Source organism: Mycobacterium sp. NGS40 (assembly GCF_059812735.1).
In genome coordinates, this window is sequence record NZ_JCALDG010000030.1 from 14,693 (window position 1) to 40,655 (window position 25,963).

Annotated in this window: 18 protein-coding genes and 3 pseudogenes; all 21 read right to left on the minus strand. The window is 64.9% G+C overall.

Features of this window, described 5'->3' with window-relative positions; all coding sequences use genetic code 11:
• Positions 1–4: 4 nt before the first annotated feature.
• Positions 5–676 carry a hypothetical protein gene (locus tag AC5Y5O_RS28070; RefSeq protein WP_330981185.1) on the minus strand — a complete coding sequence of 224 codons (672 nt, stop codon included), beginning with the start codon at positions 674–676 and terminating at the stop codon, positions 5–7.
• 503 nt (positions 677–1,179) lie between these two features.
• Positions 1,180–2,550: a type IV secretory system conjugative DNA transfer family protein gene (locus AC5Y5O_RS28075; RefSeq protein ID WP_330981184.1), complete on the minus strand. Its 1,371-nt coding sequence runs from the start codon at positions 2,548–2,550 to the stop codon at positions 1,180–1,182.
• Between the two features lie 594 nt (positions 2,551–3,144).
• Positions 3,145–4,893: a type VII secretion protein EccE gene (gene eccE / locus AC5Y5O_RS28080; protein WP_330981183.1), complete on the minus strand. Its 1,749-nt coding sequence runs from the start codon at positions 4,891–4,893 to the stop codon at positions 3,145–3,147.
• Positions 4,890–6,515 carry a type VII secretion-associated serine protease mycosin gene (gene mycP / locus AC5Y5O_RS28085; RefSeq protein ID WP_330981182.1) on the minus strand — a complete coding sequence of 542 codons (1,626 nt, stop codon included), beginning with the start codon at positions 6,513–6,515 and terminating at the stop codon, positions 4,890–4,892. The genes eccE and mycP overlap by 4 nt, the downstream gene beginning before the upstream one ends.
• Positions 6,515–8,017 carry a type VII secretion integral membrane protein EccD gene (eccD, locus tag AC5Y5O_RS28090; protein ID WP_330981181.1) on the minus strand — a complete coding sequence of 501 codons (1,503 nt, stop codon included), beginning with the start codon at positions 8,015–8,017 and terminating at the stop codon, positions 6,515–6,517. The genes mycP and eccD overlap by 1 nt, the downstream gene beginning before the upstream one ends.
• Positions 7,998–9,641 (minus strand): MinD/ParA family ATP-binding protein, encoded by a 1,644-nt coding sequence (locus tag AC5Y5O_RS28095; protein ID WP_330981180.1) that lies wholly within the window; start codon positions 9,639–9,641, stop codon positions 7,998–8,000. The genes eccD and AC5Y5O_RS28095 overlap by 20 nt, the downstream gene beginning before the upstream one ends.
• Before the next feature lie 76 nt (positions 9,642–9,717).
• On the minus strand, positions 9,718–11,220 hold the full coding sequence (gene eccB, locus AC5Y5O_RS28100; protein ID WP_330981179.1) for a type VII secretion protein EccB: 1,503 nt from the start codon (positions 11,218–11,220) through the stop codon (positions 9,718–9,720).
• A gap of 75 nt (positions 11,221–11,295) precedes the next feature.
• The gene (locus AC5Y5O_RS28105) at positions 11,296–12,150 is read right to left on the minus strand and encodes an ESX secretion-associated protein EspG (protein ID WP_330981178.1); all 855 of its coding nucleotides are present in this window, start codon (positions 12,148–12,150) and stop codon (positions 11,296–11,298) included.
• 93 nt (positions 12,151–12,243) lie between these two features.
• Positions 12,244–12,546, minus strand: a complete 303-nt coding sequence (locus tag AC5Y5O_RS28110) for a WXG100 family type VII secretion target (RefSeq protein ID WP_330981177.1) — start codon at positions 12,544–12,546, stop codon at positions 12,244–12,246.
• A gap of 48 nt (positions 12,547–12,594) precedes the next feature.
• Positions 12,595–12,918 (minus strand): type VII secretion target, encoded by a 324-nt coding sequence (locus AC5Y5O_RS28115; RefSeq protein ID WP_330981176.1) that lies wholly within the window; start codon positions 12,916–12,918, stop codon positions 12,595–12,597.
• Positions 12,919–13,004: 86 nt separating this feature from the next.
• Positions 13,005–14,201: a PPE domain-containing protein gene (locus AC5Y5O_RS28120; protein ID WP_330981175.1), complete on the minus strand. Its 1,197-nt coding sequence runs from the start codon at positions 14,199–14,201 to the stop codon at positions 13,005–13,007.
• 27 nt (positions 14,202–14,228) lie between these two features.
• The gene (locus AC5Y5O_RS28125; RefSeq protein ID WP_330981174.1) at positions 14,229–14,534 is read right to left on the minus strand and encodes a PE domain-containing protein; all 306 of its coding nucleotides are present in this window, start codon (positions 14,532–14,534) and stop codon (positions 14,229–14,231) included.
• Between the two features lie 150 nt (positions 14,535–14,684).
• Entirely contained in the window at positions 14,685–18,935 is a 4,251-nt protein-coding gene (gene eccCa, locus AC5Y5O_RS28130) for a type VII secretion protein EccCa (protein WP_330981173.1), read from the minus strand.
• Between the two features lie 111 nt (positions 18,936–19,046).
• The gene (locus AC5Y5O_RS28135; RefSeq protein ID WP_330981172.1) at positions 19,047–19,364 is read right to left on the minus strand and encodes a hypothetical protein; all 318 of its coding nucleotides are present in this window, start codon (positions 19,362–19,364) and stop codon (positions 19,047–19,049) included.
• The gene (locus AC5Y5O_RS28140) at positions 19,364–19,612 is read right to left on the minus strand and encodes a hypothetical protein (RefSeq protein WP_330981171.1); all 249 of its coding nucleotides are present in this window, start codon (positions 19,610–19,612) and stop codon (positions 19,364–19,366) included. The genes AC5Y5O_RS28135 and AC5Y5O_RS28140 overlap by 1 nt, the downstream gene beginning before the upstream one ends.
• Positions 19,612–20,514, minus strand: coding sequence for an EspK C-terminal domain-containing protein (locus AC5Y5O_RS28145; RefSeq protein WP_330981170.1), 903 nt, complete (start codon positions 20,512–20,514; stop codon positions 19,612–19,614). The genes AC5Y5O_RS28140 and AC5Y5O_RS28145 overlap by 1 nt, the downstream gene beginning before the upstream one ends.
• A gap of 1,538 nt (positions 20,515–22,052) precedes the next feature.
• On the minus strand, positions 22,053–22,532 hold the full coding sequence (locus tag AC5Y5O_RS28150) for a hypothetical protein (protein WP_342930783.1): 480 nt from the start codon (positions 22,530–22,532) through the stop codon (positions 22,053–22,055).
• A 1,056-nt stretch (positions 22,533–23,588) separates the two neighbouring features.
• Positions 23,589–24,155: a hypothetical protein gene (locus AC5Y5O_RS28155; protein ID WP_330981168.1), complete on the minus strand. Its 567-nt coding sequence runs from the start codon at positions 24,153–24,155 to the stop codon at positions 23,589–23,591.
• Positions 24,156–24,637: 482 nt separating this feature from the next.
• Positions 24,638–24,817: pseudogene (locus AC5Y5O_RS28160) on the minus strand (TlpA family protein disulfide reductase); the annotation flags it as partial.
• Positions 24,818–24,881: 64 nt separating this feature from the next.
• Positions 24,882–25,480: pseudogene (locus AC5Y5O_RS28165) on the minus strand (cadmium resistance transporter).
• A gap of 14 nt (positions 25,481–25,494) precedes the next feature.
• Positions 25,495–25,948: pseudogene (gene lspA / locus AC5Y5O_RS28170) on the minus strand (signal peptidase II); the annotation flags it as partial.
• Between the last annotated feature and the right edge of the window lie 15 nt (positions 25,949–25,963).

Below are 25,963 nucleotides of genomic sequence, written 5' to 3' on the forward strand. Positions count from 1 at the left end.
CTGGTCACGGGCGCGTCCTTTCGCCAGGCTCGTGCAGCGGTCGTGTGTCGACCACCCCTGGCCCGGTCATGTCGTAGGCACCCAAAATGGCCGCCGCGTCCTCGGGCGTGATCGGCTTTTTGACCGGGGTCAGCGGCCACCATTGGTCAGATCCTGCGACAGCCAGCCAGCCCTCGGCGATGCCGTAGATGCCCGCCACCGTGGGAATCATGACGAGCTGTAAACACAGCCAGGGCAGTACCGCGATTTGGCCGAATGAGCCTGCCGGGTCGTAGACGAGCTGAGAAATCACCACCGTCAGCGCGGCGAAGGCAGCCCCAGCCCACAACATCGCCGCGACCGGGAAGCCGCGCAGCGTCTGCGGGATCAGGCGGACCAGCATGGCCTTCAACACCCACCCCCCTGCCCACCCGATCGGCGCAATGACGGCTGCCGCCACTACGAAGGCCACCTCCACGCGCGCGGCCCGCGACTTGGCTGCCCGCATCCACAGTGGATCGATTCGGGTGTCGTCGTGTGGATCTGGTACCGCCGAGGTGCGAATGCGCTGCCGTTTGCGCACGATCCGCCCGAGCTGCTCGGCGCGGCAGCGCTGAATCGTCGACCACCATTGGTGGTAGGCGATCCATTCTCGCCGGACGTCATCGAAGCGGTCCGGAGGCAGGTCAACGGCCATACTTTGAGCGTAAAGCGCCCAAAGACGCTCTCCTGCGCTATTTTTTGCCGCCACTGGGCTGCCGCGGGCCCAGGATGACTCCGATCTGGGCTTCGCTGCCTGCTGTTACTGATTCACTGAGGCGGCGCTGCTGTTTAGTGCCCACAGTGTGTGACGTCCGCTGGCGGGAGTGCGCGCGGCCCGCGTGACTTCTCCGCGACAGCACAAGCAGGTTGTGGTACACGCCTCAGCCGGCGGGCCACTTGTCAGCGCCACGCCCGCCAGCCCCCGTGGTCGGAGACGGCGCCAACGCTCACCGCCGCACAGGGCCCTGACATATCGCCAAGCTCTGACCTACGGCAATCCGACCCGTCGCGCGTCGTGTCGTCGGCGACTAGCCTCAAATGCGTGTCGTTTCGGCGGCCTCGGCGGCCGTGTCTTCGTCAAGACTATTCACGTCCAAAGACTCCATTTTTTGAGATGGCAAGTTTCATTGGCACCAAAGTAGCACTGTAACAACGTGTTTAAGATGCTACACGCCGCCGGCGAGCGGCGCGCAGCTCGTCGAGGTATGTGATGAACTCGTCCCAATCGATCAGCTCTACCATCTCGCCTGGCGCGCCCCTGGGGATCAGCCGGGCCTCCCCGATGTTGCGGGGCAGCAACTCCGCTGGCTCCAAGGCATTCCCGAAGTGGCGGCTGGTGCTTTTGTTATCCGAGTTGTGATCGTAGCTTTGGTGGCTGCGTGTTGCTTTGCCTGACCAGAATGCGGCCGATTCCATGATATCGCGCTCGTGGGAGCCGTACATGATCATCGCCGCGGGAGTGACATCTCGGATGGCCTTGCCTTGCAACGGGCCATAAATGGCATCGAGTTGCGAACCGGCCTGCGCCGCAAAGCAAATAGAACATCCGAGCCCACGCGATTCGGCCAAATACTGGGGAAGCCGAGGAATCGGAGTGTTGGTGATCTCGTCGAGGAACAGCCCGATGCGGTGAAATTCCTCCCACTGCGCCACTTTCATACGTTGCCGATTGATCAGCTGATCCATCAACACAATTGCTTGCGCAGCGACCGTTCCATCAGCAGGGGTCAGGAGGAACAGCGTGGCGTCTGCGCCGTCGAAGAACGACAAGTCCAGCGACGGGAACTTGCGGTCGCGTTTGGTTGTAAGCAGCCAGGCGGTGAGAACTTTGGTCACGGTCATTTTCACCGAATCGCGTTGCTTAGGTTCCATTTCCAGCACGGCGCGCACTCGCGCCTCGAACAGCGGGTCAGCCGTCCACGCGGCGGCGCTGGCCCATCCGGGTTTCCATGACGTTTGGTAAGCGTCGTGACGATGGCCGACTTCGACGTTTTCTGAGGCTTCAAGGGTCCACTCCATCCCCTGCCCGGTGCCCTCTGGGCTGGCCGCGTACAGCAGGCACACCAGCGGTGCAAGCGCTAGCTGATCCCACGGCCCAGGATCGGAGCCCTGGCGAAATGCGCTGCCGGACAGGGCAATTGCTGATGTGCTCAGCAGGCTTTGGGCTGTTGCTATAGCGTCGTTGAGGCTGGTGATCAGCGCTGTGGGGTCAAAGCGGTACGAGACATAGTCTTTGGGATAGTAGGGCGCAGTGATCGGGCGCAGGTCCAACAGCGCTGTAGGGCCGTAGCGGCGCGACGCCACCATTTGCATCAGGTCGTCTTTACTGGATGACACAAACGCGGGGCCGGGCCACAGCACCGCGGACTGGGCCAGCCAGCGGCGTGTTTTGCCGGTTCCCGGCGGCGCGAACCCACCGACGTGGGGCGCCGTTTCCAAGGGAACCAGCCGCCCGTGACCGTCTCGCGTCCATCCGGCGAAAGGGGTTACCGGTGGCCGAAATCCGTCAGTGCTGTTCGCAATTGCCATTCATCAACGGTAAGGCCGCCGCAGTGGCGTTGACTGCACAAAATTCGTTGCAAGTGGCGGCCTCGGAATCTTCCGCGCGCCGAAACACGTCTCACACAGACCGTCACTAACATCGGTTCGGCAGCTCGGGCACCGAATCACACACTGCGCGCAGTAATCCTTGCCATCCCAGGCCGCCGGCCCACTGCTGTCAGGCTCTACGACGTTGAGCCAGCCGCGAACTCTCGCATCGGCGACGTCGGTGAGCACAAAGCAACGCGCGCAGGACAGCATTTCGATCGGGTCCCGTTGCGCCTCAGTCTGATTGGTCTCAGACGGAGGGTGTAGATCCTCGGAAATCGTGATGGCCGCGCGGATTTGGTCGAGTGTGTAGAGCCAACCCACTGGTTCAACCCAAGTCCGGGGCACCAGCTGCATGATCACCGGCCCTGGCAGGCCGCAGGCCTGGCTGACTTCTTTGATGGTGAACAGGCCACTCGAATCCGCCGAGTGGTAGCGCCGGGTTCCATCAAGTGCGATCACGGTGTTCTGCGCAGCCATGATTTAAGGTTAAATCCTCGACACCCCGTGGCCGTCCGCTATTTTCACGGGTCTTTAGGCGCTGCCGGTCCACGTTTGTTCTTGACGGAACACCACCATGGATAGGTCGACAGTTCGTGCGGCGGTCGTGATGCGCACGGTCGACTCCGAGGTCTGCTCAAACCTAATATCGGGCACCATGGCGTCGGTTGGGCTGTGGCCCACAGTGATCACTGTTGAGGACAGCCCGGCCTGCGGCGCGATGGTAGCCCGATCGTTGACGATCACCGTTGGTACGAACTCGGCGGCCCGGCGTGCTTCGACCACTGCGATGTTGGTTTGCGATACCGAATACCAGCGCCGCGGCTCGCGAGAGTAGATGGCGACACGTTCGCCCGCCGCGGCGGCCCGGATCAGCAGCTGGCGTACATAGAAATCCGAGGTGTCCATGACAATGCGGGTCGGTTGCGCCGCGTCGGTCAACGGCCACATCACCAAGTCGTCGCGCTGGATCGGCGGCCACGCCGACTTGTCGTCACGAAGCGCCGCTCCGACCAGGATGCCGGTCGGACCGACTGGGACCTGCACCTCGTCGACGGCAGTCAACGGCCGAGCCGGCAAATGCAGCGCGGGTTGGGTTGTCGGCGCGGCTCGCAGTGCAGCGTTGTACTGGCTGCCCGGCAACGTGTTGAGGAACAACGTGGGGGGCTGCTCTGGTGGGCGAGGGTCGTTGGTACGCACCAGCGCCGACACCGTCACCGGGCCGGCGGGGACTTTGCGCAGCATCAGCACATGCACGATGTGGTCGCTCCGCAGTGACCACATCTGGTTGAACGATTCGGTCGTGATGTCTTCGGGCGAAAAGTAATACGAGGTCACATAACCGGGTTTGGCGTTGATGGTTTTCCACCCGACGTCGGCTTTGGGGCGTGTCCGTTGCGCAGCGGTCAGCGGTGCGGACGCGGCACCCGCGGCACGTTGATGGCGGCCGCCCGAGCCGATCAGCTCGAGCTGGTCGGCACCCTCACCGGCCGCGGCGGTATCGAGGTCCTCGACCTCGTCGATGACCGGCGGGCGGGGCGGCGCACAAGCTAGGCCCATGCTGAGGTCCTCGAGCATCGTGTCTTGTTCTTCGGCGTTGAGAACGCGGGCCCGGCAGCCTTGCTGCTCAAGGGCTTTGACGATGCGCTCGGTCGCCGCGGCTGCCGCAGAACCGATCGAGCGGCGGTACATCAGGCCGCGGACCGATTCGTTGATGTCGAGGCGCACGATCAAATGAGTGGTGCGTTGCCCGGCTGCGCCCCGATCCGCCAATAATGTGCCGTAAAGCTGCGGGTACCCGGTGCCCGGGCGGACCCGATACCCTGCGGTCGCGACGTCGATACCCAGGTGCAGACCGCCGGGTTGTTCCATCAGACCGATCACCACGTCGAGCGGCAGCAGATTGTCGGTCAACGCCAGCGTCGAACCCCGCAGGTATGTCGGTGAATACGGTCGGCCGTCGACTTCGATCATCGCGACGGCCTCATTGTCGGCGGTGCGCACTCCGTACACGTTGCCGCCGTGGCTGATGTCCACCGCAGCGCCCACGGCGGTGGTGTGCCGGCGAGCGCGCATCCAGCGTGACCGGTCCAGCACCCAGGCTGCGGCGTTGCGCCGGTGCACCGTGACGACCAGCAGCACCACCGCGGCCAGGGTGATCCCTGTTGCGGGCCACCACCCGAAAAGCCACGTCGGCAGTGCGGCGAACGCGCCGATTCCGATCACCTCGGCGCCGACGACAGCGCCCAAGGCGGGACGGATGGTGACCGGGCGCGCTTTCACGACATTCTCCGTTTGATGGCCATTACACCAAAGAGCGCGCCGGCGGCCAGGACCACGACGCCCAGGCCCAGCAGGGCTACGTTGCGTGGCCGCAGATCGGGGGTCGGCGGCTTGGGTGGCACATGCAGAGCCGTGCTGAGGTGCTCGACAGGCTTGGGGTCACCCGGGGTGATATCGAAGGTCAGGGCGGCCACGGGGTCCACCACCCCGTGCCCGACCTGATTATCGACGGTGTGGGCGGGATTGTGGGCGGTCTCCATGATGCGCCGAATCACCTGGTGTGCACTTAGATCCGGGTATTTGGCGCGCACCAGGGCAGCGACACCGGCCACGTACGCCGCCGAAAAGCTGGTGCCCCACACTCCGTTTCCGGTGCCAGGGTCGGTGCCGGGTGAGGCGTTGACCGCCGCACCGTTGACACTCGAGAGCCCCATGATGCGCGATCCGGGCGCGGCGACCCCCACCCAAGGACCGTTGATGGAATCGGGCATCGGCTGGCCTTCCGGGGTCACCGCTGCCACAGCGAGCACGTAATCGGAGAACCAGGCCGGGCTCACAATGGTGCGCACCCCGGCCCAGTCTCGTGGGTCATCGACGTTGAGCGGGTTAAAAACCGGGTTCTGGCCGCAGTCGTGCTGCATGGGGTCATTGCGGTTGCCGGCCGCGGCCACGATCACCGCGTCCTTGTCCACCGCGGCGTAGCGCACCGCCGCCCCGAGCGCGTCTTGATTGACCGGTGCCGCAGCGTTGGTGCACGACGCCAGCGACACGTTGATCACCCTCGCGCCGCGGTCGGCCGCGGTGCGGATCGCTTTGGCCAATGACAGGACATCACCGGCTTTGCGGTGCAGGTCTTGTTCTTCGGGGGTCGGATGGGCCGGAGAGAACGCGGCGGAGGCTTGCCTGATTGAGATCAGCGTGGCGTCAGGCGCCACACCGACCACCCCGTCAGGTCCCGTCGGCGGGGGTCCAGCCACCAGCGGTTGCCCCGTGTTGGAGCCTCCCGCACCGTCGGCGGGAGCATCGCCTCCCGGCGGGGGTGGCGGCGGTGGGGGCGCGGTCACCGTGACCGTTGAGGGCGGCGGCGCTTTGGGAGTCGGCGGCGGAGGTGCCGGATTGGCAGGCACCGGTGGCGGAGCGGCCGGTGCCCCCGCACCGGCCGGTTTCGACGCGGGCCGACTGGCGGGGTTCGACGGGGCGGCGCCGATGATGCTGGCGACGAAGGAACCGTGGTTGTCGCAGTCGGTCAGTCCACCATTGGGCAATCCCTGCACATAGTCGCCGCCAGCGAACAGCGACGGGAACCGCGGATTGGGGGTGACGCCGGTGTCGACGATGGCGACCGTCACCCCGGCGCCCGTCGAATACTGCCAGGCCTGCGTCACGTTGAGCATCGCGTTACCCGGGGCGGGCTGGGCGACGTTCGGATCGGCAATTACGACGGGCAGGATGCACGCCTCGCTTTGCCGCATCTCTTCGGCCGGGCCCGGTGTTTCCGCCGGCGGCAACGCTCCTGGATCGATCACCGGCGGCGCCACGGCCATCGCGGCCGGCGCAGCGATCACATGGGCGGCCACCAAAGCGGCCGCACCCAATGCGGAGGCCGCGGCCTTGACACGCATCAGTGATACCTCACGAATTGAATGAGATCGATCGTCCACGCGGCGAAGACCACCACCACAGTGGTAGCGAGGTATTCGGCGTACTCGACGACCTCGCGGACCGGCTCAGAAAACATGTGGGTGGGCACGATCGCCCCAGCGAGCAGCGCAGCCAGCGCAATGCCCACCACGGCCGCCGCGCACGCCAACACCGCACCGGTCGCGCCGGCGTTGGCCGCAAATCCGTAATGGGCGGGGATGGCAAACAGCGACAACGCCGCACCGACAACCAGCGTGATGGCGTGGCGGCGGTCCCGAAAGGCGCGCGCCCGCAACACCGCAATCAGCGCAATGCACGCGCTGACCACAACAAAGGTCCACTGCGTTCCCACGCCCGGCTGGACCGCGAACCACGACGCGGCCACCTGTGTCGCCGCCGTGCCCAGTAACAGGCCCATCAACACGCGGTTAGACCGCAAGGCAACCTCGCCCACCTGTTCACCGGTCAACGTAATATCGCGCGGGCTGTCAGCGACCGGGGAAATGGTGTCCTCAGGATCGCTGGGTGAGCGTTCATACATGTCTTTGCCGGTGATTGATTCGAAGCTTTGGCGCGGCACGCGCGCCAAACGGCGCCCGATCCCCGGGGCGGCCAGCGAGACCGTCAATACCCCCACCAACACCACGACAGCAATGCGTTGGCCCGGCACGGCGAAGAACATCCGTGCCGCCGCACTGCCGAGCCCGGCCACCGAGACCGTCACCACGGCGGTCGCGGCCACCCAGTAGCGACCAGTGAGCTTGCCCAAGGCCGCGGCCGCGATCAGCGCGACACCTGCTGCCAGCACGGCGTGGGGCGCGCCGGGATGCGCGCCGGGCGGGGTGGTCGCGCCGGCGGCGACCAGCGCCACGATCACCGCCCAGGTTGTCGCGCCGGCAATGAACCGGTCCGCGCCCATGCGCGTAGCCAGCAGCGCGGCACCGGCCAAGACCAGTGCGGTGGCTCCGAAAATCGTCGGCACCAGCCATCCACCCGCACTCGCCCAGCGCAGCCGCCACACCAGCAGCGCAGCCACACTCAACGCGACCAGGGTCAGCGCAACGGCCACCCGGGCAGCATCCAGCGCGGTCACCGCCGGGAAATGCTGTTTGGCCCACTTCGCGATCGCCGCGCTGACGTTTTCGATGTTGGGTTCGTAGCGCTGGGCTGTCGCCGCGGGCACAAACGCGAGGAGCTCCGCGTCATGGACCCCCTGGGCTGCCAGGGACAGCTTCCCCGACAGCATCGTCATGCCGGCCGCGCGGGCGAACACGAACGCGCCGCCGGGCAGCTCTTTGGCCCCGACCGATTTGAGCCGCCGGTTAATGGTGTCGCGGGTGGGCTCGACGAGCTTGGCCAGCGGCACCGCCGCAGGAAGCAGCAAATCGATCTGGGTGTCCCCCACCAGTAGCGACACCCGGCTCGACGGAGGGATCAGCGTCTCGGCCGCAGTGGCCGCGGACTTATCGGCGGTGGCGGTCATGGATTCCCCTCGGGCCGTCGGTGGTGGCGGCGAAGTGCTCGGCGCACGCCGCGGCCACTTTCAGCAGCGCGCGGTGGGTGCTGCGGTTGATGTCTCCCTTGAGATCGATCACCCCACCCGGGCGCAGGTGCTCGTCGTAGGGCATCTCGATCACCTTGTGGCCCCCCTGGCTGAACCGTTCGACCAGCAGCGCGCGATCACGCTTTGGGGAGTGACCGTCGGAGTCGTTGAGCACCACCACGGTTCGGTTGAGCAGGCTGGTGTAGCCGTCGTTGGCCAGGTACTCCAAGGTCTGCCCGGCCGCGGACGCGCCGTCGTACCACGGCGAGGACACCACGATCAGCGCGTCGAGGTCGTTGAGGACCGCGCGGGTTACCGGGGAATCCAGGGTCGATCCGCAGTCGACGATGGACAACGTGAAATGCCTGTCGAGCTGAAACGTCGCTGCCTGGTAGACCGCCTGGTCAAGGATTCGGCGCCGTGCCGTCGCCGACTCTCCGCCAAGGACATACAAACCTGCTGCGTTGCTGCCCAATCGGCCGCGAATGTCAGCGAAGGTATCCAGGTGTTGGTCGGCGGCTAACTCCCAGTAGGAGCCCGAGGCTGAGGGGTCGATCCGGCTGGCGAGCTTGCCGAAGGCCGTGTCTGCGTCGACGGCGACAACCCGGTCGTCTTTACGCAGCGCGGCGAAAACCGACCCGACACTAGCCGAAACGGTGCTCTTGCCAACCCCGCCCTTGCCGAGCACACCGATTTTGTATTTGCCGCGCAGCAGCGACTGAATCTGTGTTTCCAGCTCGTCTTGCTCACGCTCGTCTCTGGATCGACCGAGATTAATCAGCTTGAAGGTGGCCCGATAGAGAGCTTTGCGCCAGCCTCGCGTCGGCGGGGTGCGTTTGATCGGCACCAACTCACTGCTGCGGATGTTGTCCACATAGTTGTACTTCGTGCCGGATCCCTGAGCCTGCGACCAGGAGTAGGTCTCCTCTGGCGTTTCGGTTTCGCCTTGGCCAGAAGGCGGCTGCCATTGCGGGTGGGGCGCGTTGTCACCCGGGCGGGCCGGCGCCGGCGGCAGTTCACCCTGTGGGCGCGGCGCGCCGTAGGGCTGCAACTGTCCGGACGGGGCCGCGCCGGGTGGCTGCCCATAACGATCGCCGCCGGCCCGCCAATTGTTTGGGCCCGCTGGCGGGGGCGCCGCGGCTGGCCACGCGCCGCGGCGGCGCTGCAGCGCCTCCCACGCGGCAGTCTTCGACAGGTCGACCACCGATGTCACTTCCTCGTCAGGCCGCGGAAAGTCCTGTGCTGCCGGCGACGGCCACATCGGCCTCGGTGCCCCGCCGGCAGGGTCGACACGGTGTGCACCCGGTGGAACCGATGAGGCGCCGCCGGGGTTGGTGGGGTCCTCGGGGTGGCCCACATGGGGGCGGTCCGGCCAATCGAAGCGGGAGTGCGCAGCGGTCTGCGCTGAGGCGCCCAACCCGGCAGGCGGTTCGTCAAGCGCTGGAGCAGGATCGTCGCGATGCGCAGCGCTGTCCGGGTCTTCTGCGGCGCTGCCCGAAGTGTCTGTGGGGGGGTGCGGCCGCGGCGCGTTCTCGTCGATTTCGGGGTCTGGACGCTCGGTCATATTGTTGATCCTATCAGCGGCAATGCACGATATCCGCGCTAGTTGCGTTGGCCTGGATTTTCGTCATCGTTACTGGTCAGGGGGTTTTCGTTGGCAGTGTTTCGGCCCCGGCTACCGGCGCCAGGGTGTCATGCTGAGTGAGGGCGTCGGCGCGCGAGAGCGCCGGGCCCGGCGCCAGGGTGCGTATCAGAACCCAGGGCGCTTGGCGCGCCGAGGCGGTGGCGATGTGTAGTGGTTTGAGGGCCGAGTCGTCGAGCTCGATGCCGTAGCGGACGCCTTGATCAGACACCCACCACAGCGAGTCGCGGCTCACTGACACCGGGTCGGCGTTGGTGGTCATCACCAAATTCGTTGCGTTAGAAGCGATGTAGACCTGATCGGCCTCTGCCACCGCGCCGTTCGAGCGGGAGTCTTTCACCAAATGCACCAGCCGGTCATCGGATTCCGGCGGGGTGGGTAGCCCTTGGCCCGACAGCACGGTTATCTTGGCGGCCTTGTCGGTGGAGCCTTTCGACCACGCCAGGCAGGTGGTGCCGTTGACGTTGGTGTCCACCAGGTGCAGCCGGGTCGGCGGGTAGTAAGACACCGGCAATGACTCGACCACCGGTACGGCTGTGAGTCGGTCAGGCGACACCAGCACCGGGGCCAGGTCGCCGAACGAGTTCGACGAGCGCAGCAGCGACGCCACAAACGGCGAAATATGTTGAATCCCGTTGGGAAGCAACACAAATAACTGATCACCGGACTGCTGAACGTCATGAACCGACAGCACTGAGCCGATCGGCGCGGGCCGCCCAAAATCCCATGGCGACGGTTGCCCCGCGTTAGCGATCGTGGGAACGACCAACGGATCGGTGGCCGGGATCGCGTCGTAGAGCGCCCTCGACATTGGAATCGGTTGTGGTGCTGAGGAATCCACGCCCAGCGCCAACGCCACCGGTTTGTTGGAGACGTCGATCTCAGAGCGGTGCCCGTCCCAGATGACCACGGTTTTGTCGTCGTGGCGGGCCAGCACCGCGTTGGGCATCGTCAGCGGTGCCGAGCGCCGGCCGGCCAGTGGCCCAGCGATCGTCGTCACCACCGGGGCTTGGCCCGCCGACTTGGTTGCCGTGGCCGTCGGGGCGCTGTCGCACACCGCCCACTGCGACTCCAAGCCGGGGCGCACCGGCATTTGCGTTGGCGCACCGACGATTCCAACCATGGGACCTTGGGGATACTTGGCCAGCTCGGCGGCTTTGACGAAAGTCGGGTTGGCGTCCTCCCCCGAAATCAGGCGGGCGCTAATCAAATTCAACGCCGGGTGCAACCGGCCATCGACCATGACGTAGATGGCGCCGGTGTCGCGGTCGGCCAGGATTTGCGACTTGCCCACCTGCCCAGCCGGTTTGATGTAGGCCATCAGGGCGGCCAGCGCGATCATGACGATGGTCAAGGTATACCCGAGCACCAGAGCTGAGATGCGGCGCTGCTCCGGGTCGTAATCCAGGCGTACGCCGTGATGGCTCAATGCGGCCGCGTTGCGCCGATTCCAGAAGTAGTGCGCCGTAACCTGCAGTCGCGACGTGAGATTCAAGGCCATGAGGAAACCTTACCGGCGCTCATTGCACGATATCCGCGCTAATTGGGCGACCCAAGACATACGTCATGGCGACTGTCAGACCAGCTGCGGAGCAGACAGCAGGTTGGCCAGATCGTCGCGCAGACCGGTTGCGGTGGTCGGCCAGATGCTCGTCCATTCCTTGCCGTCCGCACCGGTGGTGGTGGTGAAACTGATCCGCCCATACTCGGTGTCGGCCACGGTCAACACGCGTGAGTGGGGGCGCACGTCGGGGCAGTGGTCGATGACGGCCACCACCGCCATCGCCGACTGATCCAAGTCCGCGGCCGCCTGCACCACCTCGACCTCCCACGGACCCAGGCCCAGCCGGCGCAGCGCCGCCGCCATCGCTTCCGGTTCGCGCCCGGCCGCGTCGATCGCCATTTGCATCATGCCTTTGGGGACGTTGATGCCGTCGATGTCGGCCGGCGGGTGATCACCGAAAGCGGGCAGCAGCATGTGGCACATCAGCTCGACTTGGTGTGTGGGCTCATCGCTTTCGCCCACCCCGCCGATCACCATCTCCTCGCCGTCGCGCGCTGCCATCGCCAAATAGCGGCCGTAACGGCACACCGCCATGACGCGCTCATGCACCGTGGCGCCGCAGTCCTGCGTCGCAGGCTGATCGGGCCGGCGAATAGTGAGGACCACCTCGCGCTCGGCGCGGCCGAGTACCGTCATCCAATCCCGCACCGCGGCGTCGACTCGGCCGTGCTCGTCGATCACGCCCGCCTGCACCAAGCTGTGGTATTGCGCAGTGTTGGCCAGGGGAACCTTGCCCGCGTCCGTCTCGACGATCAGATCGGAGTGCGCCGACGGGATGTAGGGCTTGAGATGCAAGCTGATCGGCATCCGCTCGACACCGAGCAACGCTTGCAGAGCCCACACGCATTCGACCGATGTGTTCAACACAGCTCGCAACCCCCGATCATGATGTGACGCGCAAGAGGGGGGCCCGCCGCAGCTGGCCCCCCTCTATACGGGTTCTGACGGCTAAACCCTGACCTAGATCGACTGAAAGCTTTGGCCAACGGTGCTGTCGGCGGCCTGGAAGGCCTGCGAGGCTCCGTCGATGGTGTCCCCGTGCCGGAAGATGACATCCTTGCCGTCCTGAATGCCCTCGTTGATCAACTGCTGCGCTTGCGCGTAGGCCTCAGCACCGTGCGGCCCCGAGAAGAAGTCGCGTGAGGACGCGAGCAAGTTATGTGCTTCTTGCCCAATCGAATCCAGCTCCTGAGCGAAGCTGTGCATGCCGGCCGTCATATCGGCCAGGCCGGCCGGGTGGTAGATCATTGGTCCTTCTGACATCGTGAATTCCTTTGCTCGTCGTAGCGAAAAATGCTGTGCTGGCAGGGATCAGGTGAAACGTAGGTGGCCCGCCACCGACGCGATGTGCCCTTGGGCCTCGGAGTCGGTGTTGTGGTACTGCGAGGCACCGCTGCGCAGCAGTTCGTTGACCGACTGGAATCGCGACTGGATCTTGTTCTGGGCCTCGTGGATTTCTTCAGCGGTCACCAGGTTGGTCGACCCGGCGCTACCCCGCAGGTACTGCGCGGAATTGCCATGCTGCACCAGGTCCGAATAGCGAGACAAAACGTCTTGCGCGCGATGGGACAATTCGTCCATCTGTCCGGCCAGGCTGACCACTGAACTTTGATCAACGTGAATGGGTTGTGACATCTAAATTCTCCTTGCAACAAATGGTGTGCCGTCGGTGGTGATTCTGAGTCTAGAAGCCCGTTGAGGGGGTCCCAGACGCTTTTTTCTCAGGCTCGTTGCCGCTCCCCCCTACTCGATCCGGGCCGCTCAGTGACCTGCATGGTGCGGCCCGGGCGCTGCTGCTCCCCGCTGGCAGTCTCGCGGCCCGCCGCCCCCGGGGCGCCGTAAAGGCCGCCGCCGCCCACACCGGCCGGGCGCGGCGACGACTCGCCCGCCGTCGTCGAGGAACCCTGCCAACCGCCCGGCAAGGTGGGCGCGGTCGGGGTGCTAAAGCTGCTGGCAGGGCGCACAAAGCTGCTCGATAACGCTGACGACCCGGTCAGCAGTCCACCCCCGCCTCCGCCGGCGGCGCCCATTCCCCCCATCGACGCTCCCGCAGCGGCGGTTTCGGGGCCCAGCCCGCCCGCGGCGGCACTGTTCAGACCATTCATCGACGACAGTGGGCCTAACATCCCGGAAAACAGCTGAGGCGCTTGCCCCAGCATCGACGGCAGCTGCTGGCCCGCCGACGTGACCTGTCCGAAGGCCGAACCCACCTGGCCAAACAGGCCACCGGCCTGACCCGCCATCGACGACATGATCGACGTCGGTTGCGACTGCCCGTCGGCCGCGGTGGTCATCGTTTTGGAGGCGGCCTGAAACGCGCTTTGCCCTCCGGTTTGTCCTACATCCTGGGCAACACCCAGCGCGGGGCCCAGCGGATTCGAGGCCGTTGGCGACAGCGGAAACGGTGCAGAAATCGCGCCCAGCGCCGTCGACACCACCGCGCCGTATTGGGTGCGGCTGGTCGCGTTGGTCACCCAAAAGTCAACATACTGTGCGTCGAGGACATTAATGGCGGGTGTGTTCTGCCCGAACGCATTCGTGGCGACTAAGCCGACTTGGGTGGCGCGGTTGGTCCAGACCACCGGGGCGGGAATCATCTGCTCGACCGCCGCGGTGTGGGCCGCGGCCACCTCAGCAGCTTGAATCTGACCGATACGAATCCACGCCGACGCTGCCGCACAGACCTCCATGAACTCGGCGGCAGACATCTGCATCATTTCCCCGGCCGGGCCTTGCCACCCCACCATGGCGGTGGTCGAGGTGGTCAACCCCATCGCCGTCAGCTCAGCGATCAGCATGTCGGCTACTGATTCGTAGCCCGCCGCCGCCCCCACCAAGCTCGCCCCGAGATCCCCGGCGATCATCAGGGTGTGATTCATGTCCGGCGGGACAGCACCGGCGTCCCCAAACGCGCTCATCGCGTCTTTGCCTCCCCCGGCGCCTGGCTAGATGACTAGCGTCGCCTCGTTCGCCGCGTCCATCGCGGTGTAAGCCACGCCGCTGCTGGCGATGGTCTGCGCGAACAGTGACCGCACCAGGGTCAGCTGTGTGAGCATCGCGTCGGTGGCGGCACCGTGCGCAGCGAAACCGGCGGCCGCGGCCGCTGACGCGTCCTCGCCTCCCGGTGGCAGAACTGCCGTCACCGGGCCGGCAGCACCGGCCATCGTGCCGCCCATCGTCGCTGCACCGCCCTCTTCGGCAGCTGAAGCGCCGGCGAGCACCGGAGCCGCGATCAATAGTGGATTCGTCATAATTCAGCCTCCCCAAATACATCCCGACTGTGGTGTCCAGTTTATGGCCCCGCGGACAACGTCTGACGCTAAATCTTACCGTTCACACGCGACACCCGCGTGTGAACGGTCGTACACCTATACCCACTTTTTCGTCGCACTATCCGCCGGTTAACGGCGTTTGCCCACAAACGGCGGCTCAGACCACCCCACCAGCACATTGTCGATGGCCGTGCGACGAGCCAGCCGACCCTTGCCCTCGCGCTGCGGCTCGGCATACACCCCAGGAACGATCACCCCGTGCTGGCGCAACCCATTCATCACCACCACTGGTGGCGTCATGTTCATCATCTTGCCCAACACGCCCTGCCCTGATTGCGCGTGATAGCTGAATTGCGCGATGTCGGCGGTAGCCACAATGTGTAGCCCTAAATCCTCGGCTTCCGCAACATATTGGGCCAGCGGCATCAATGGACTGCTGGCACCCGGCCACGCGGTGATCCCGTCGATGATCACAAACAATTCGCGGCCCTCCCAGAATCGCTTCGTGGCCAAATCCTCAGGCGTGGCGCCCGGCGGCGGCCGACGCTTTTCCAACAGCGCCGCCAATTCCTTGACGATTTCGGCGATCTGGTTGGGATTCTGCGCGTAGGCCGACAACCATTGCGTAGGCGGTACCACACCGATATTGGCGCGGCGGTGCTCCAACAAAATGATGGTCGCGTCCTCCGGGCGATACGAACGCATGATGCCGAGCATCATCGCGCGCAGCCACGTGCTCAGACCACACTCGGCAAGCCCCGTCGCCACCGCGTGAGGGTGATCGAAAAAGTCAATGGTCGCCGGAACCAGCGGCGCGCCAGGCAGATTCGACTCAGCAAGACCAAACGGCACCACCCGAGCCGGAAGCGGCTCAGTGATCCCGGCGAACACATCGTCGAGGAGAACCTTCTCCGGCAGCCGCGCCACCGCAGCAGCTTTCGCGACCCCGGCCACACGGCGCACCACCGCGCTCAACTCGTCTGCCTCGAGCTGGCGCGCTGCCGTGTCCGGCTCGCCGGACTCAGTGGGTGGATGAGCCAAAGCCGGCCAGCCCACCATCATGTGGTGCCCATCGGGGGTCAGCCCACGGCCCGGCTTGTCGGGGACCTCGCGCGCCGGGTTGCGTTCCGGATCGGCCCGGTCACGTTTGACGGTGGTGTCGTGCTCTTGGACCAGCTTGAGCTCCAGCGTCACCCCGGTCTCGGTCTTAATGCCCGTGGAAATCCCCGACAGGGTGCTGGTGTGGGTGTAGACCACCCGCACCCCGTAGTTCCGCGCCCGCATCAGCGCCGCGACCCGCGGCGCCAGATTCGTATAGGTTTCGGTGAAGTTCTTCCACCCATCGATAATCAACACGACGTCGCCACCGTCGACCGACCGTGCCGCTTGGACATCGGTAACCGGTGTGGCACCGGCATATTGGTCGGCGCCGAATTTCGCAACGCGCACCTGGTCCATGTCAAGGCGCTGTGTCGTGAACGCCCTATCGCGCTCGTTGACGATCGCTTCCACGGTCGCGATGATCCGAGTGACACCCTCGCTGTCGGTGCCCGCCACCACCGCCGCCACATGCGGAAGATCCGAAACCCGTGCCAGCTGAGGGCCGCTGGCCGCGATGCAGTAAAACTGCACCCGCTCCGGGCGATACAGCAGCGCCGTGGACGTCACCATCGTCATCACCGCAGTAGTCGCCCCCCGAGTCGGCGCGCCCACAACGAGGGCGTTGTCGCGAAGCAAATCCATGCAGTACGGCTCCTGGCGGGCCCCGCGCGGATAGTCGGCCAGCGCTACCGGCATGAACAGTCCCGGGTTGTTGCCATAGTCCACATGCCACGGCCGTCCCCGCCAGCGGGCCACCAACTCATCGGCCGGTGTGGGATCCCCCAGTACCGGCAGCCAGATGGGGCGCGGCGGCCGCTCCGGACCGGCCTGCAACGACTCGGCGATCGCCGTCACCATCTTGACCGGCTCCTGCTCTGGAGTCCGCGGTGCCGCCGGCGCGGCGCTCGCCTGATCAACGAGCTCAGGCTCGGGCGCCAGACGGCCGTCAACATCCTCGCTTTCGTCGACCGTGAACACCCGCGGAATGAACTCCGTGGCCGCCCGGCGCGGCGCCGGCGCGGCCTCCGCGCCCTCCTCGGGAGGAACGAAATCAGCCGAGGTGAAGAAGTAGCGAAACTTGCGCGCCTCCCGCAACGCCACCCGCAGATAGGCGGTGCCTTCCTCGCCCCGAGGCGCGATATGAGCGGCCCGGGCATCGCCGATCCCGGCTTTGGATTCCTCCTCCGTGCCGGTGCGCGCCGCAATGTTGTAGCCGAGCAACTTGGTGATGTCGCGCAGATTCTGGGTGTCCTTGGTCTGGCCCACCAACTTCAAAAACACATGCAACGAGCGGCCCACCCGGGCAATCCGCAAATACAGCTTGCGGAACTTCGGCCCCCAGATCGGGTCGGCGAACACCTCGTTGTATTCGTCGGTAATCACCCACAGCACCGGGATCGGAGGCAAAGTCGGATCAACCAGACGACGCCGGTTATAGCTGGTCACATCCGGGCAATCGTCAAGAGCGGCCAACATTTCACCCCGGCGATCCAGCTCACCGTCGAGAGTGTCATAAAGACGCCCCAACAAATGCCGTTCCTCATACAGGTTGCTCACCGCGGCCACCACATGCGGGAACCGGCTAATCGCCCCGGCCGCCGAGCGCAGCTTGAAGTCGGTGAACACGATGTTGAGGACCTCCGGGGAGTGCGTCAAACATGCCGCGGAGATCTCGGTGATCAAACCCTCGGACTTCCCGGCGCCGGTGGTGCCGATGAACAACCCGTGCATCCCCATGCCGCCCTGCGCGCCCTCCCGCAGATCCAGCCACACGGTTTCACCGGTGTCGGTGTAGAGCCCGATCGGGAAACGCATCCAGCCCGGCCCCTGCGCCCGGGTCGCTGCCCACAACCGGTCGGTGTCGAGGTGGCGGGGGTCACGAATCCCCAACACATCCAAGACATCTCGCTGCTCAGCCTCGTCGACGAGGGCCACACTCGCCGAGCCCTTAGCGCGATACCGGGCCAGGGCGCGAGCGAAACGCTCTGCGCCGTCAACGCTCATCTGATCGGCGGTCGCGTAGAACGCTTCCTCGAGCTCGTCGGACTTCGTGTCCGACGTCCCATACATCGTCGCCGCATGCTGCTGTTGCTCGCTGAGCAGCACCTGCTTGCGCAGCACTCCCCCGTCGATGCGGTAGGTCGTCTCCGGCGAAAATCCCACCCACTGCTTGGCGCCGCCGCCCAGCGTGCCGCCCGGGCGCGGTGGGACACGCTCTGCCAATCGGATAAAGCAGGTGCTGGCATATCCGAGCGCGCCGGTCAGTCCCGCCCAGTCCTCCGGGGTCGCGCAGTGATCATCGACAATGACCCGAAGTGGTTGCGCCCCAACGCCAGCCGACATGCCACTAGACGGCGCCGACCACGACTCCCGCGAGCTGTCGGGGTCCTCATCGAAGAACGCCTCCAACTCAGCCGGTGAGGAAAACAGCATCCGACGCTCACCGCAGCCATCGCGCACGCTGGCATGCTGCATGTGAGGAAGCCATTTCGCCCAATCCCATTGCGTCGGTGCAGAACTCACCACGATGATTTCCAGATCACCGGGGCTGTGAAAGGCGGCCAGCTGGCATAACATCGCACGCACCAATGCGCGCCCCTGTTCGAGGTTGCCTACGATCCCGACGCCGGGAAAACGTTGCAACCACACCGCTTTGGGCACACCATCGACGTACTCTTGGGCGTTCAAGAACTTGCGCAACGCATGCCCCGTTGCCGGCTCAAGGTCAGCAGCCTGTGCGATCTCCGGCTTTTCCAGCATCATCGCCAGCTTCACCTTGCCGACACCGACGCGCACCACCGAAAACATGTCCGCGCCCGGCTCGCGATCCCACATCCGCACCGAGCCTGCTACCGCAATCAAATCCTCTGGCGCCCAATGGAAATGGCAGCGATGCTCCCACTGCGCTCGGCGCTGAACATCCACAATGTCGCGCGTGTCGTCTTGCTGCGAGAACCACTTGCGCCGCCGCGCCGTCAGCTCGCCCCACGACATTTTCCGGGACGCCCCCCGGTTACGCACCACCATGCCGATCGCGCTAAAAGCCGCCATCCCACCGAAAAGCCCGAAACCACCGGCTAATTGGCGAGCACCCGAGGCGTACATCACCACGATCAAGCCGACGATCCCAACCAACAGCACGACCGGCAACACGATGCCCCAAATGCTTCGCGGCGGCGGGACCGGCGCCACAATAGGCGGCTCTAACTTGATCTTGCCGCCACCAGTTTTCGGGGGACGGACAGGATCGCCCGGGCGCTCAAATTTGTGAGTGGTCACCTCATCACCCTAACCCGTGTCTGCACCCAAATCCGCGCTAAATCGGCTACCCCAGACATCGTGCAGCGGGTTCATGACGTGCTGCCGAACAGTGCTGGCCCGCTGCGGTTTTCAGACCGTAATGACGGCCGACTGTCCGACCGCTTGAAGCTGAGTCGCGTTGCGATCATCCTCGGCCTGCAGTGTGCTCACCGCCGCCTGCGAAATATCCTGAAGCGCCGGACCCTCGCCGGCAGCCTCGGCCGTCATCGTCGCAGCCTCAGCGCCCATCGTGGCCCCCAAGCCCGCCCAGGCAGCGTCGAACGGAGACCCCGGCACCGGCGTCGGCACCGCGCCCGGCGTCGGTGCGGTTCTTGCCGACGTCGCCGCGACCGTAGCGGCAGCCTCGAGCAGCGTCGGCGGCGTCACCTTAATTACCTGAGCTGGCATCAGCTCTCCCCCATCTCCTCGGCAAAGCCGATCTTCCCCTCGAAGATCATCGCCTCAAGCTGCGCAGCGGTCCGTGCTAACTCCGCCGCCATCTCCCGACTCCGACTTTCCATCTGCTGCGACAACTCGGCGCACACATCATCGAGCATCGGCCCCGCCTTCAGCGGCGGGATCACCGGCATACTCACCGCCGCCCTGCCGGTCAGCGCGGCGATATCGACCAAGGCGCTAAAAATCGGGCCTTCCATCAGCTGCCCTCCCCATGACCCAAAATCTGGCGCGTCAGATACGCGATCTCGGGATACTTAATACCCCGCCCACCCGTCTCATTATCGAGGCTCCACAGCAGCAAAATCTCGATCAACCTCGACAAATCAAAATACGCCAGGACATGCGGTGAGGCGCCATCCCGGTTGATCAATCCCGGGCGCAGGCTCGTACCCATCCCGACCGCCTCGAAATAGGCACCTTCCAGCGCGGTCCAACGCTGCTGCTTCACCGGCACACCGCTGCGCAACGTCCCCAATACCTCCCGAATCACCGGCGCCACCGCCAGATCACGCACCGCACCCGCGCGCCCCAGCGCGGCCTCGGCCGCCTCCTGCGTCATCCGCCACGCCTCGGAAGGATCAGGCAAAGGACCATCACCGAAACCCAGCAGCCGCGCATACAAAGCACGATCCACCACTTCCAACCGATGCATATGACTCTCGTCAAGCGGCATCGGTGGGTCCGTCTCCTTAATCGGGGACAGCTCCACCGGGCAATCCTCAAAGTGCGGGACACTCACGGCCCGCGCAGGCACCGACGAGCCGCCATAACTTGTCGACACCGCCAACGCCCACAACTCCACACCCGGACTGTTCCTCGTCGCGAGCTCGGCATAAGCCAGCATCGTCTCGGCCGGGTTCGCCCAGCTAAACCACCGCTCCCGAAATGCCGGACTCAAACTTGAATCCGCGAACAGCATCCGCGCCGAACGCGGCACAAACACCCCAGCCGGAATGTAGCCCGCGCCATCACTATTCACGACAACGGTCTCAACACCAGACTGCGTGCGAAACACCCCCACACACCAGTCCATAAACAAGTACTTGCTCTTCTGGGAAGCATGCAGCAACTGATAAACCAGCTGTGACGCCGACTCCAACAAAGGATCCGGCCGCGACGAGCGCACTCCCTCAGTCGCAGCCCCCGCGCTGGCTCCCACGCCGGAACCAACCACACCCGGAGGAAGCGGCGCCACCGACGCTGACCCTGACGAGCCCCCACCCGGAGACGATGGAGCCAGCGGCGCACCCGACGCGGGGCTTACCGCCGCCCCAGCCGAAGCGGCCGCCGCTGCACGAGGGACATCTGACCCGAACGGGGGCAACGGCCCGACCGGGCCCGCAGGCACACCACCGCCACCCGCCGGGGCGGGCGTAGCCACCGGTGACGACACCGCCGGCGCACCCCCAGAAGCAGCGACCGGCGCCGGCCCCGGCGAATACGCACCTGCCGGAGCCGCACTCGTCGACATCGGAGACGGCTGCGTCACCGGAGGAGCCAACGGCGCGGGACCAGCACCCAAACCCGCGCCCAACCCACGAGAGAAATCCGTCGGAGAGGCGGCCGGCGAAGCCATCCCCCCAGCTCCCGAAGACAAACCCGTAGGCGTCAAACCCTGCGGCAAACCACCACCGCCCAGACCACCCAGACCGCCCGGAGACTCCGGCAACTTAAAACCACCGCCACCAGGGATTCCGCCACCCATACCGCCGCCACTCGACGGCGACGGGAGACCGCCCCCACTGCCACCACTAAACGGCAAGGGCGGCAGGGGCATGTTGTTGTTATCCCAGCCCCCATGTTGATTACCCGGCTTGGGATTGGGAGAAGAGTCCGGAGTGCCGTTTTTCCCCGTCGGATTGTCAGCAGGGTTTATCTGTCCGCCTGGATCGCCAGGTTGTTGCCCGGGCGGGGCAGCATTGTGAGCGTTGCCTGGCTTTGGGGATGGGGAAGGCGGCGGGTTCTCTGGCGGCGGGTTTCCAAGTACTGGTCCTTTTGGCATGTTGCCTATGCCGCGTCCGCCGCCGGGGCCACTACCGGCCTCCTGCATTTCACGTAGCTTTGGATCGACGGGGTCGTCGCCGTTTCCCGGCGGGCCTCCTGCTGGCGTGGACCCTTGACCGCCGCCCGGGTTGAGCTGTGGGGCCAGTTTTTCCACGGCGGCGGTCGCTGTCGCAGACTTGGCCATCGCCTCCGCACGCGCCTTAGCGATGACCAGGCCAATCTCGGACAGCGCCATCATTCCCATGCCGAGCCGGGCTTGCTCCTCTAGGCGCGCAATCTCCTGGTGCGCCTGTAGATCGATCTGGTCGAGATCTTCGCGCAGACCGTAGCCGAGCCGCCCAACCTCCTCGGAAACCCGGGAGAACGCGAACCAACGGTCGGCATGTCCAACGTACATAGCGGCAATGCGGCCGCAGGCCTGGACAAACCCATCCGCCACATGGCCCGAAAGTTCCGTAGCAACCCGATCAGAGGCCCCACGCACTACGTCCGCTAAATCGAGATTCTTAACGCCTTCGCCATGCTGCGCCTCAGAACACGACTGGCAGCTTTGCGGGTCTGTGTGCGGCCAGGATCCGCCAAGGATCACCGCCGAGTATCGCCGGTGTGGCATACCCGCCGGCGCGCTCATCCCTACCATTTGACTCCCAGAGCCCAGCAGGTGCTCATAGGCCCGTTTTCTGCGCCTAACGCGTCGTTCCATATGGTCTGGTCATACGGCTGCCACGGACCGGCAGCAAGGTCGATTGCCAACGACTTCTCGTCGTCGACGAAGCGTTGGAGCGTCCGCTGGAAGTACGGGTCGACGTCGGGGTGACTGTCGATGATCGGCTGAATGCGCCCCACCCAATCCTTGGTATCGCTAACAAACTTCGGCACCCCTGCAGCCGACGTTGCTGAGTCTGGCGGCCCTAAACTGGTGAAGGCCTTTCCCATTCGATCGCTCTCGCCCATCAGAGGCGCGATCGCACTGCAGAGCGCCCGATTCGCGGCGGCCATGTCGACAGGAGCCGACCGTGCGGGCGGCGACGATGTTCCGGCAGCTGGCGCGGCTGACGTTGTGGGCCGTATCAGGCCGATGATGCCCACCACGAGCGCCGCGGTAGAGATCACGATTGCTGCGCCGACAGCAATGGCCAGCGTCTTGCTTCGTCGCGGAGGTAGCGGTTGCGAGTATGGCCAGTTCGCCCCTGGCGGAGTGGGTAGAGGGGCAGGAGGAGGAGCACCCGGCAGAAACGGGTCCGAGCGCGGCCCTACCTGTGTGCCGGGCCCCCCATGATGCGTCGTCGACATTAATCCAGCTTAAGGCCCGCAAGCGGGACTAGCCACGGAAAACTCATCACGAAAGGTACGCTCGCTGGTCGGCTTAATGAGTTAAGTCGCGGTCGAGACCCTTCGCGTGCCCTGGCAGCCCTCGCTTTCAACTACCACTTGACACCTAAATCCCAGCAAATGCTCAGTGGACCGCCCAGCGCCGACAGGCTGTCGTTCCAGTTTGTCTGGTCGTATGGCTGCCAGGGGCCAGCCTCAAGGTCAGCAATCAGATACCTACGGTCGTCGACGAATCGTTGAAGCGACCGTCGAAAATAGGGGTCCGCGTCCTGATGGCTATCTATCACCGGTTGGATTCGCCGTACCCAATCCCGCGTGTCGCTGATGAATGTTCGCGCACTCGTATTCCACTCGGGGGTATTCGCCGCGCCTAGCCTCGAATATGCTTGCGCCGTTCGATTGCTTTCGGACATCAGTGGTGCGATCTCTGTGCAGAGGGCTCGATCGGCCCCGCTGCTATTCGCCGGCGCAGCGTGGGGGGCTGGCGACGAAGAAGTTCCTGTGGCTGGCGGCGCTGAGGTCGTCGGCCGGGTTAGGTCGATGATGCCGACGATGAGCGCGGCAATCGCGACAACCAGCGCCACCAACGCCGTGCCGATTGCGATGGCTACTGCCTGATTTCGCCGCGGTGGCGCCGGCGGCGTTGGCCAATTCACCGTTCCAGCGTAAAGCCTGCAGGGCACCACGACTGACGCGAAATCTGGTCGATCGTTGGCGCTCGGTGTCCTCGAATCGGCTGCACCGGTCCACGCCAGCTCAGCTGGCGCTGACGGTGATTCGCTTTTGGTGGGTGAAAGATTGTGCACGACTGGCATTTCCGAGGAGCCATCGCTTTTGCTACCAGTTGACAACGACGTTCCAGCATGTAACCAACGGACCGTTGTACGCCGATAAGCTGTCATTCCAGTCAGTTTGGTCGTACGGCTGTGGCTCGCCTTCCTCAAGATCAGCGATGAGATATCTGCGGTCATCGACAAAGCGCTGCAGCGAGCGAAGTAAGTAGGGATCGACATTCGAGTGTCCATCGATGACCGGTTGAATCCTTCCCACCCAGTTTCTGGTGTCGCCCATGAACGTCGATACGCCCGCGCTATATGTTGGGCTGCCTGCCGGGCCCAAGCTTGAGTAGGCCTTTGAGATCCGATCACTCTCCGTCGTCATCGGCGCGATCGCACCACACAATGCGCGGTTCGCGGCAGCAATGTCGCTTGGGTTGGGTTGACGGGCCGGAGTGGAGACTGACGTTTCTGTGGTTGGCGAAGCTGAGGTCGTCGGCCGAGTTAGGTCGATGATGCCGACGATGAGGGCGGCAATCGCGATAACCGTGGCCACCAATGATGTCCCGATTGCGATGGCTACTGCCTTGTTTCGCTGAGGTGGTGCCGGCGGGGTTGGCCAATTCACGGTTCCAGGGTAAAGCCTCCTGGGCACCACGGCTGACGCGATATTTCCTCGATCGTTGGCGTTCGTCGTCCTCGAATCGGCTGCGCTGGTCCACGCCAGTTCGGATGTCGCTGACGGTGATTCGCTTTTGGTGGGCGAAAGATTGTGCATGGCTGGCATTTCCGGGGCGGTAGGGTTGAAGACGCCCCACCACGGTGTGGCGGAAAGAGCTCGGCGAACTCCCACTTCAAGCCGAGCCCTTTCAACTTTGTGTTGCGCGCCAACACGTCTCGCACACATAGCAGTGTGAACCGCTTATCTGTAGTTAACTAGATTACAGAGAGCTAAATATGCGTGTTTATCTGCATATTTATCGTGAAGTACATGTACTCTATGAACGTGTCTAGCAATAGAAATCTCGGCGCTACGCCGGTACGGCGTGTTGCTTGCACTCCCTGTTTTTGTGTGCGAAATTCGCCGTGCGAACCTACAAGAGCGGTTGCGCCGATCGTGCCCCGTGCCGAAGCAGGGTCGTAGAAGATCGCGGTCTTGCCGCCGGGGGAAACGAAGTCGAAAGTGCCGCCTTGGGCCACGGCATCCTCGCCAGTGGTGCAGCCGGTGACCTGTGCTGCAGCGATGGCAAGGGTTGCCATGACGGCGACAGATCGCGTGACGCTACGCATAGATCTCCTTTGGGCGGCAACGCTTTCGGCGGTGAACCGGTGCGCGAGAGGGGCTTCCTGACCCTTAGTCGGCGAGGCCGCTGACCAGGATGACGATGCCCAGGGCAATCAGGACGATCGGGAACAGGATGTGTTCCCAGCGTTCGAGGACTTCGGCGATCGGCCGGCGGGTGGCGACGAATCTGGCGGCGACGACGAGGACCGCGACGAGCGCGAGGAAGACGATGCAGTAAGCCACCACGGCTGCGGGTCCCACGCTGAGGAACACAGGAACACAAGGACGTAGACGCCGATGTTGTCCCCGCCGTTGGCGAAGGTGACTGCAGCGACGGTCCAGACGCGGACGTTCTTGCCTGCCACCTTCGCAGCATCGTCATCGCCGTCGTTGTCACGCCAGGCTTCCCATGCCTCCCACAGCCCCAGCATGAGCGGTATGAGTCCGAAGTACGGGATGACTTCTGGAGGAAGAAACGCTCCCGCACCCACCGTGACGAGCACCGCCGCGCCCAGGATGCCCGCGAATCCCAGGTACTGGCCTGCGGTGATCCGGGTCGTTGTCCCGGGTTGTCCTGCGCCGCGGGCGAAAAACAGTGAGAGCACGATGATGTCGTCGATGTTGGTGACGGTGAACAGCCCGATCGCTGGCAGCACGGACGACGCGATCGTGCACCCGTCCCGGTGTCTGCGGGGGCACTTGCCCGCCAGCTAGCCAGAGCGAGTACGGCTGCGCCTGTGACGACGAAGACGTCAGCGAGATTGAAGGTGGGAAACCAGCCCGTGTGCAGGTAGTCGGTGACCAGCCCATCAGCGGCGCGGTCGATCACATTGGCCGCAGCGCCACCCAGTAGTGCGGCCAGTGCCAGCACGAAGGGCAGCGCAGCGGTGCGAGTGAAGCGGAAGGCGAACACCGCAAGTGCGGCCACGATCACGCCGGTGACGCCGAGCAGGACCGTGGGGCAGGGTGTCGCCGAGGCTGAATGCCACACCAGGGTTGAACGTCAGCCGCAGTTCTAGCGGCCCGAGATCAGTTGTGCTGCCGTCGTTCAGCGCGCGGCCGGCCCACATCTTGACGGCCAGGTCCAGTCCCGCGACCAGGACCGCCGTGGCGGCCAGGGTGATCCGCGCCCGCATCACCGTCGGCTGCCC